Annotated in this window: 6 protein-coding genes; all 6 read right to left on the minus strand. The window is 62.4% G+C overall.

Translation table 11 applies throughout. The features are described 5' to 3' along the window. Positions 1-76: 76 nt before the first annotated feature. Positions 77-1,096 (minus strand): type-F conjugative transfer system secretin TraK, encoded by a 1,020-nt coding sequence (locus tag C998_RS0113700; RefSeq protein ID WP_018871443.1) that lies wholly within the window; start codon positions 1,094-1,096, stop codon positions 77-79. A gap of 9 nt (positions 1,097-1,105) precedes the next feature. Beyond that, positions 1,106-1,693 carry a TraE/TraK family type IV conjugative transfer system protein gene (locus C998_RS0113705; protein ID WP_018871444.1) on the minus strand — a complete coding sequence of 196 codons (588 nt, stop codon included), beginning with the start codon at positions 1,691-1,693 and terminating at the stop codon, positions 1,106-1,108. 40 nt (positions 1,694-1,733) lie between these two features. After that, on the minus strand, positions 1,734-2,039 hold the full coding sequence (traL, locus tag C998_RS0113710) for a type IV conjugative transfer system protein TraL (protein WP_018871445.1): 306 nt from the start codon (positions 2,037-2,039) through the stop codon (positions 1,734-1,736). Continuing rightward, a complete protein-coding gene (gene traA, locus C998_RS0113715) occupies positions 2,039-2,407 on the minus strand; it encodes a TraA family conjugative transfer protein (RefSeq protein WP_231365014.1) in 369 nt (122 codons plus the stop codon). Before traA ends, traL begins: the two co-directional genes overlap by 1 nt. 17 nt (positions 2,408-2,424) lie before the next feature. Beyond that, the gene (locus tag C998_RS0113720; RefSeq protein WP_018871447.1) at positions 2,425-2,916 is read right to left on the minus strand and encodes a hypothetical protein; all 492 of its coding nucleotides are present in this window, start codon (positions 2,914-2,916) and stop codon (positions 2,425-2,427) included. A gap of 4 nt (positions 2,917-2,920) precedes the next feature. Further along, positions 2,921-3,230: lytic transglycosylase domain-containing protein (locus tag C998_RS0113725; protein ID WP_018871448.1), on the minus strand; the 310-nt coding region annotated here is incomplete at its 5' end.

Below are 3,230 nucleotides of genomic sequence, written 5' to 3' on the forward strand. Positions count from 1 at the left end.
CCCCCCCCGCCATAGAGCATCAACTTCTGACGCTTGAGCACCGTTGCCGGGTCACGCACGTTCACATCCTTCGCCATTACCGATCTCCTGCGGACTGCTGAACCACAAACACTCGGGCGACTTCACCCGGCTCCAACTCGTGCTCGTCAATCGCGACCGCGAGAACACCGCGCGTCGCAAACTCCGCTTCGGAGAGCGAGAGTCGGTCGCTGGAGTCGTTACGCACGGCATACTCCTGGCCCAGAAGCCCGTCCCCGCTCCAGTCGCGAACCAGACGCATCGGCAGGCCGTCCCAGCGCTCGGTTTCAGTGCCACGAGGCGTCGCCTGGTAATGGCGGGAGTTATCCTCGTTGCGGTACATGGTTCGCATCAGTCCCATCAACCGCTGCTGGTAGGGCGTACCCGGCCCCGTGGTGCGCTCGTGATTGATCGTGTGGGGGAGCTGCCCGAAGGTCGGGCGCAGAATGATCGAGGTGGTTGCGTCGCCGTCCGGGCGGAGGATCACGGTGTAAGTCGCCCCCCGGTCGTCGCTCACAAACAGAGAGATCGGACGCCATTCGGTGCGCTGCGAGGAACCACTGCGGACGGTCTGAGGGTTGAAGCGGAAAAAGACCTGCCCGCGCTCATCATCACTCTCGATCAGGAGATACTCGGATGCCCCAATGACATCCGTGATCCGCCCTCCCTCAATCGCAAGGCGGTTCACATCACCACGCGACACGCTGACTTCTACCGTGTCGTTCGGCTCGACGGGATGTACCTGCGTCAGCGCCGCCGGAGAGGCCGAAGCATCCGCCCCTCCTCCGGAGGCCGATGCCGGGGGCGGTGGCGCCACCGCCTCGCCTGAGCGCTTGACCGGAATACGGCCAGCCAGGCGCTTGGGGAGGACCAGTTCCATGCCCTCCTCGATCTGATCCGGATTCTCGATGTCATTCAGATCGGCCAGCTCCGACCAGGAAATGCCATAGCTCATGGCAACCAGGTGGAGGTTCTGGCCGGGCTCGACCGTATGGGTAGGCTTCTCGGATGCCATTGCCGTGGCAAAGACGCCCAGAGCCGCTTGTACCGCCACGGCGGCTGCCAGCTTTTTCATCATTCGCATCACTTACGTCTCGAAAGGTTCGTTGGGGTCTTCCGCCTCGATGTAACGGGTCAGGTACACCCGGCCACCGACCACGGTGAAGCTCATCACCACCGAGACCCGCTCGGTGCTCGTCTCGCGACGACCGACTTTGCGGGTCACATCGCCGGTCACGGCGACGCGGGGGATACCTTCCCCGCCGCGATCCACCTCAACCCGAATCGGGGAGAAGTACATCGAGGCGTTCTCCCGCGTGATCCGGTTTGCCAGGCGAACCATGTCGCTGCGCAACTCGCCGTGAACGCTCGGGTGGACCCACTCCATGAAATACTCGGTCTGATACTCGATTGACGATGGAGTTACATTGTACCCCAAAGACACAAGAAACATACCGAGAGATTCAATGTACTTCCGATCAACTTCCTCCTGCGTGATCCAGAAAGGATCGTCAATGTTCGGCGGAACCACCACGGTCTTCGTGTTTCCCGCCAACTGGAACAGGGCCACGATCAGGGCCAGGTTGACGACGACCGCTGCCCCGAGCGCGTAGCGCATCATCGCCTGCGTTCCCATCAGTGCCGCGACCTTGGATTTGTACTTCTCGCGCTTCATGTCCGCTCCCTAATGGCCCCGCCCAACCGGGCGGGGCGTCCTATCCAACGTATTCCCGAACGTGCGAGGGCGGGGTGCGCTTGAGCTTCGCGATGCCGCCACCGGGCAGATACCAGTAGGCGGCACGCATCATAAAGCCACTTCCCTGCCCCTTCTTGAGCTTTGCCAGGCCGTAGGCCATGAGCACTCCCAACACGATGCTTGTCAGGATGAAGCCCGTGACGATCCCGACCCCTAAAGGGGCCACCGCCACCACGAACTCGTCGGCATCCCACAGGAATATCTTGGGTTGCGCGTCGAGGTAACGCGGGATTCGGTTCGAGAACTCGGGGCCACCGCCGTTCATCAGATCACCGCCGTAGCGATGCCTTCGATGATTTCAGGGCCGAAGGCCACAAACAGGGCGAACACCACACCCGAGATCGCCGGGATCGGGCTCTGGCGGGCCACACCCACACCGAGACCCAGGAGGAAGGCGAACAGGGCAATGGTCATCCCGAGGTAGCCGGTGGTCCACTCGTAGACCTGATCGTAGATGCCCTGGAACTCGCTCGCGCCCGAGGTGCCCGTGCCCGCGACGGCCGCTGTGGCGTAGAAGGCGGTCATCACCAGCAGCATCAGCAGCAGGTTCTTGTGGTTGGCGTCCACGGCGGAGGCGGCCTTCATGGTGGCGTTGTCCGCGTAACGGATCGCAGTACGGATTGCGTTCATCATCAGTCTCCCTTGGAGGATTACTTGGGTGGATTGCAGTTCGTGATGTGATCGGGGACATCACGCCCCTCGATGAGCTTCCAGTCCTCATCAGTCATGCCCCAGCCACCGTCGCAATAGCGATCCCAAGCCAGAGCCAGACGAGCCTCCTCATCGGAGACGGGACCACTCGGATCACGGGTATCCGAATGCTCCCACCCCGACTGAGAGGGCTCGTGTTCGCGTGCCGCCACCGGATCGGCTGACCGATCACGGGTCAGGCTTTCCTCGCCGGATGCGTCACTCCATACCGGGTGCGCTACGTCGCAGACGTGATCCCCCCGAAACTGCTTCGTGCGTACCGGAACGATGCACTTCGCGTGGGTATTCGCGGAGACACCCCGGATCGGGTTGCCGATGGAGTCGAAGATGTCCACGGCCCCATCGTTCCCGGCCTTCGGTGCCGTGCAGCCGGTCAACAGGGCCACCCCTGCGAAGACCACTGCCATGCCAAGCGCTGTCTTCTTCGTCATGTGTTCAGTACCTCTCCAGGGCCGCATAGACTCGCTCGGCGTAACCGAGCCGCAGCCGTTCACGGTCTTCGCCTCGGCCGGTTCCGGCGTTGTAGGCGCCGATGGCCTGCCAGCTCCAACCCACCTGCTCGAAGTTCGTCGCGAGAATCCATGCGCCGACCTTGATGTTCATGCACGGCTCCATGAGATCCGCTTCGGTGATCCCGAAATCGCGCTCCAGACGCGGGAACCACCACGAGTTGATCTGCATTACCCCCACGTCATAGGTCCCGTTGCCGTTGCCCCGATTGATCGCATCGGGGCGGAAGCTCGAC

This window comes from Thioalkalivibrio sp. ALgr3 (assembly GCF_000377325.1).
Classification (GTDB): Bacteria; Pseudomonadota; Gammaproteobacteria; order Ectothiorhodospirales; family Ectothiorhodospiraceae; genus Thioalkalivibrio.

Coding starts and splice junctions, on each gene's coding strand:
- C998_RS0113700 (WP_018871443.1), bottom strand. CDS start 1,096: ATGATGAAAAAGCTGGCAGCCGCCGTGGCGGTACAAGCGGCTCTGGGC.
- C998_RS0113705 (WP_018871444.1), bottom strand. CDS start 1,693: ATGAAGCGCGAGAAGTACAAATCCAAGGTCGCGGCACTGATGGGAACG.
- traL (WP_018871445.1), bottom strand. CDS start 2,039: ATGAACGGCGGTGGCCCCGAGTTCTCGAACCGAATCCCGCGTTACCTC.
- traA (WP_231365014.1), bottom strand. CDS start 2,407: ATGATGAACGCAATCCGTACTGCGATCCGTTACGCGGACAACGCCACC.
- C998_RS0113720 (WP_018871447.1), bottom strand. CDS start 2,916: ATGACGAAGAAGACAGCGCTTGGCATGGCAGTGGTCTTCGCAGGGGTG.